Raw genomic sequence first — 4233 nt, 5'->3', positions numbered from 1 at the left:
GTTTCCCGCCTGGTCGGCCCTTGCGCCGACCGAGCGCCGCCGGCTGCTGCTGAAGGCGGCCGACCTGATGGACGCCCGCATCGACACGTTCATCGCGACCGGTGTGGCCGAAACCGGCGCGACGCCAGGCTGGATCGGCTTCAATGTGACGCTCGCGGCGAACATGCTGCGCGAGGCCGCGTCGATGACGACGCAGATCGCCGGCGACGTGATCCCGTCCGACGTGCCCGGCAATCTCGCGCTCGCGATGCGCGAGCCATGCGGCGTCGTGCTCGGCATCGCGCCGTGGAACGCGCCGGTGATTCTCGGCACGCGTGCGCTGGCGATGCCGCTCGCGTGCGGCAACACGGTCGTGCTGAAGGCGTCCGAAGCGTGTCCCGGCGTGCACGCACTGATTGGCGCGGTGCTGGACGAAGCGGGGCTCGGTGCGGGCGTGGTCAACGTGATCACGCATGCGGCGGCCGACGCACCCGAACTCGTCGAGCGGCTGATCGCACATCCGCATGTGAAACGCATCAACTTCACCGGGTCGACCCATGTCGGGCGCATCATCGCGCGCCACGCGGCTGCTCACCTGAAGCCGGTGCTGCTCGAACTCGGCGGCAAGGCGCCCGTGCTCGTGCTGGACGATGCCGATCTCGACGCGGCGGTCGACGCGATCGCGTTCGGCGCGTTCTTCAACCAGGGGCAGATCTGCATGTCGACCGAGCGCGTGATCGTCGCGAGGCCGATTGCCGATACGCTCGTCGAACGCCTCGCCGCGAAGGCGCGCACGCTGGTCGCCGGCGATCCGCTGGCCGGCCATCCGCTCGGCACGATGGTCGACGCGGCGGCGGCTGCGCGTGCAGCGTCGCTCGTCGAAGATGCGCGTGCGCATGGCGCACAGCTGCCGCTCGGCTGCCGCGTCGAAGGCGCGACGATGCAGCCGGCGATCGTCGATGGCGTGACGCGCGACATGCGTCTGTATCGCGAGGAATCGTTCGCGCCGGTCGTCGCGATCCTGCGTGCGGACAGCGACGACGAAGCGGTCGCGCTCGCGAACGACAGCGAATTCGGGTTGTCGTCGAGCGTGTTCAGCCGCGATGTCGCGCGCGCGATGGCGATCGCACGACGGATCGAATCGGGGATCTGCCACATCAACGGCCCGACCGTGCACGACGAGGCGCAGATGCCGTTCGGCGGCACGAAGGCGAGCGGCTACGGCCGCTTCGGCAGTCGCGCGTCGATCGCCGAATTCACCGAGCTGCGCTGGATCACGGTGCAGACCGTGCCGCGTCATTACCCAATTTAAGCGAGGCGACGATGAATGTAGCGAAGCCTCCGAGTGAGGTCGTACACGGCGCGGGCGGCGTGCGCTATCGCGCCGCGGTGGTTGCCGTGGGCGCGGCCGAGATCCGCCGCGCGGACGACGGCACGTGGTACCTGCGCGCCCGCGAACCGCTCGGCGACTACCCGGCGCGCCTGACCGACTGCCTCGTGAGCGGTGCGCAAGCGCATCCCGATCGCGTGCTGGCCGCGAAGCGCGGCGACGACGGCCGCTGGATCGAGATCACCTACGCGCAGATGCTCGACCGCGCCCGCGCGATCGGGCAGGGCCTCGTCGATCTCGGGCTGTCAGTCGAGCGTCCGCTCGCGGTGCTGTCCGGCAACGATCTCGAGCATCTGCAACTGATGTTCGCGGCGATGCTGGCCGGCGTTCCGTACGCGCCGATTTCACCGGCGTATTCGCTGGTATCGACCGACTACGGCAAGCTGCGTCACACGCTCGGCGTGCTGCGGCCGGGCGCCGTATTCGTCGCCGAACGCGCGCCGTTCGCGCGTGCGCTCGACGCCGTGTTGCCGGCCGATGCGGCGCTGATCGTCGCACACGACGACGATGCCGATGTCGACGCCGACGGAAAGGGCCGCGCGGTGCCGCTCTCGCGCCTGCTCGCCACCACCCCGCGCACGATCGACGCAATCCATGCGTCGGTCGGCCCCGATCATCTCGCGAAGATCCTGTTCACGTCCGGTTCGACGAAGCAGCCGAAGGCCGTGCCGACCACGCACCGGATGCTGTGCAGCAACCAGCAGATGCTGCGCCAGACGATGCCGGAACTGACGCGCGAGCCGCCGGTGCTGGTCGACTGGCTGCCGTGGAATCACACGTTCGGCGGCAGTCACAACCTCGGCATCGCGCTGTACAACGGCGGCACGCTTTATATCGACGATGGCCGTCCGGTGCCCGGTCGTTTCGACGAGACCGTGCGCAACCTGCGCGAGATCGCGCCGACGATCTACTTCAACGTGCCGAAAGGCTGGGAAGAGCTGACGGCCGCGCTCGAACGCGACGCCGTGCTGCGCGACACGTTCTTCTCGCGCGTGAAGCTGTACTTCTTCGGCGGCGCGGGGCTGTCGCAGGCCGCATGGGACCGGCTCGACCGCGTGACCCACGCGCATTGCGGCGAGCGCATCCGGATCATGGCCGGGCTCGGCATGACGGAGGCGTCGCCGTCGTGCCTGTTCACGACGGGGCCGCTGATGCGCGCCGGCTATATCGGGCTGCCTGCGCCCGGCTGCGACGCGAAGCTCGTGCCGTGCGGCGGCAAGCTTGAACTGCGTTTCAAGGGGCCGAACGTGATGCGCGGCTACTGGCATGCGGAGGTCGATCCGCGTGACGTATTCGACGACGAAGGCTATTACCGCAGCGGCGACGCGGCCACGTTCGCCGATCCGGAGCGGCCGGAATTCGGGCTGCAGTTCGACGGGCGGCTGACCGAGGATTTCAAGCTGAGCAGCGGCACGTTCGTCAGCGTCGGGCCGCTGCGCGCGAACGCGGTGTCGAGCGGTGCGCCGTACGTGCAGGACGTCGTCGTGACCGGGATCAATCGGGACGACATCGGCCTGCTCGTGTTTCCGCGTATCGACGCGTGCCGTGCGCTTGCGGCGCTCGCCGCCGATGCATCGGCGGCCGATGTGCTGCGTGCGCCGGCGGTGCGCGCGGTGTTCGAGACCTGGCTCGCCGCGCTGAACCGGCATGCGAGCGGCGGGTCGACGTTCGTCGCGCGAGTCCGGCTGATCGACACGCCGCCGTCGCTCGATCTCGGCGAAGTGACCGACAAGGGCTCGCTGAACCAGGCGGCCGTGCAGCAGCATCGCGCGGCGACGATCGACGCGCTGTACGACCCGGCCCGCCGTGATCCCGATGTGATTCACGCATCGACCTAGCGATAGGCATCGGTACGCGTAACGACCTGCCGGCGATGCGACCGGCGGGCTTTTTTACGGCCAGTGAATCAGGCTGCCTGATAACAAGGGCGGTCGTTCAACCGACCCATTGCGCACCTGCCCGCCCCTGGCCGGCGGCGGCGCGCGCTGCGAGCGGCCCTGCGAGGCACGCCGACGAAAAGACAACAAGGATTGGAGACACGATGAACACCTACGTTGCCGAAAGACCGGCAGTCGCGACGACACTCGCGCTGTGCTTCGCGATCGCGTTGCTCGAAGGGCTCGACCTGCAATCGGTCGGCGTCGCCGCGCCGCGCATGGCGCGCGAATTCGGGCTGAGCGTGTCGCAGATGGGCATTGCGTTCAGCGCGGGCACCTTCGGGCTGTTGCCGGGCGCGATGCTCGGCGGGCGGCTCGCCGACCGGATCGGTCGCAAGCGCGTGCTGATTGCGTCAGTCGCGCTGTTCGGACTGCTGTCGATCGCCACCGCGCAGGTATCGACCTTCGCGATGCTCGTCGTCGTGCGCGTGCTGACCGGCATCGGCCTCGGCGGCGCGATGCCGAACCTGATCGCGCTGTCGTCGGAGGCGGTGGAGGCACGCTCGCGCAGCAGCGCGGTGGCCGCGATGTACTGCGGCATTCCGTTCGGCGGCGTGATCGCGTCGCTGATCGGCGTGCTGCTCGCCGGCGATACCGAGTGGCGGCACATCTTCTACGTCGGCGGCGCGGGGCCGCTGCTGCTCGTGCCGCTGCTGGCGATGCTGCTGCCGGAATCGCGCGCGTATCTCGACATCGCCGGCACGTCGGCCGCGCGTACGAGCGTCGCCCGCACGCTGTTCGGCGACGGCCGCACGATCTCGACACTCGCGCTGTGGATCAGCTATTTCTGCACGCTGATCGTTCTCTACTTCCTGTTGAACTGGCTGCCGTCGTTGATGGCCGCGCGCGGGCTCGATCGCGAGCATGTCGGCCTCGTGCAGATCGCATTCAACGTCGGCGGCGGGCTCGGCGCGCTCGGCATCGGCA

3 protein-coding genes are annotated in these 4233 nt (G+C 69.1%); all 3 read left to right on the top strand.

Annotated features, from left to right (window positions below; genetic code table 11):
• A partial coding sequence (locus G3O00_RS40435) for an aldehyde dehydrogenase (protein ID WP_206146343.1) occupies positions 1 to 1291 on the top strand: 1291 nt, incomplete at its 5' end.
• 11 nt (positions 1292 to 1302) lie between these two features.
• The gene (locus tag G3O00_RS40430; protein ID WP_206146342.1) at positions 1303 to 3207 is read left to right on the top strand and encodes a feruloyl-CoA synthase; all 1905 of its coding nucleotides are present in this window, start codon (positions 1303 to 1305) and stop codon (positions 3205 to 3207) included.
• 203 nt (positions 3208 to 3410) lie between these two features.
• Positions 3411 to 4233 (top strand): 3-(3-hydroxy-phenyl)propionate transporter MhpT (mhpT, locus tag G3O00_RS40425; RefSeq protein WP_206146341.1); only part of this gene is annotated, 823 nt, incomplete at its 3' end.

Source organism: Burkholderia sp. Ac-20384 (assembly GCF_017104605.1).
Taxonomy (GTDB): Bacteria; Pseudomonadota; Gammaproteobacteria; order Burkholderiales; family Burkholderiaceae; genus Burkholderia; species Burkholderia lata.
This window is presented reverse-complemented; position numbering and strand designations above follow the sequence as displayed.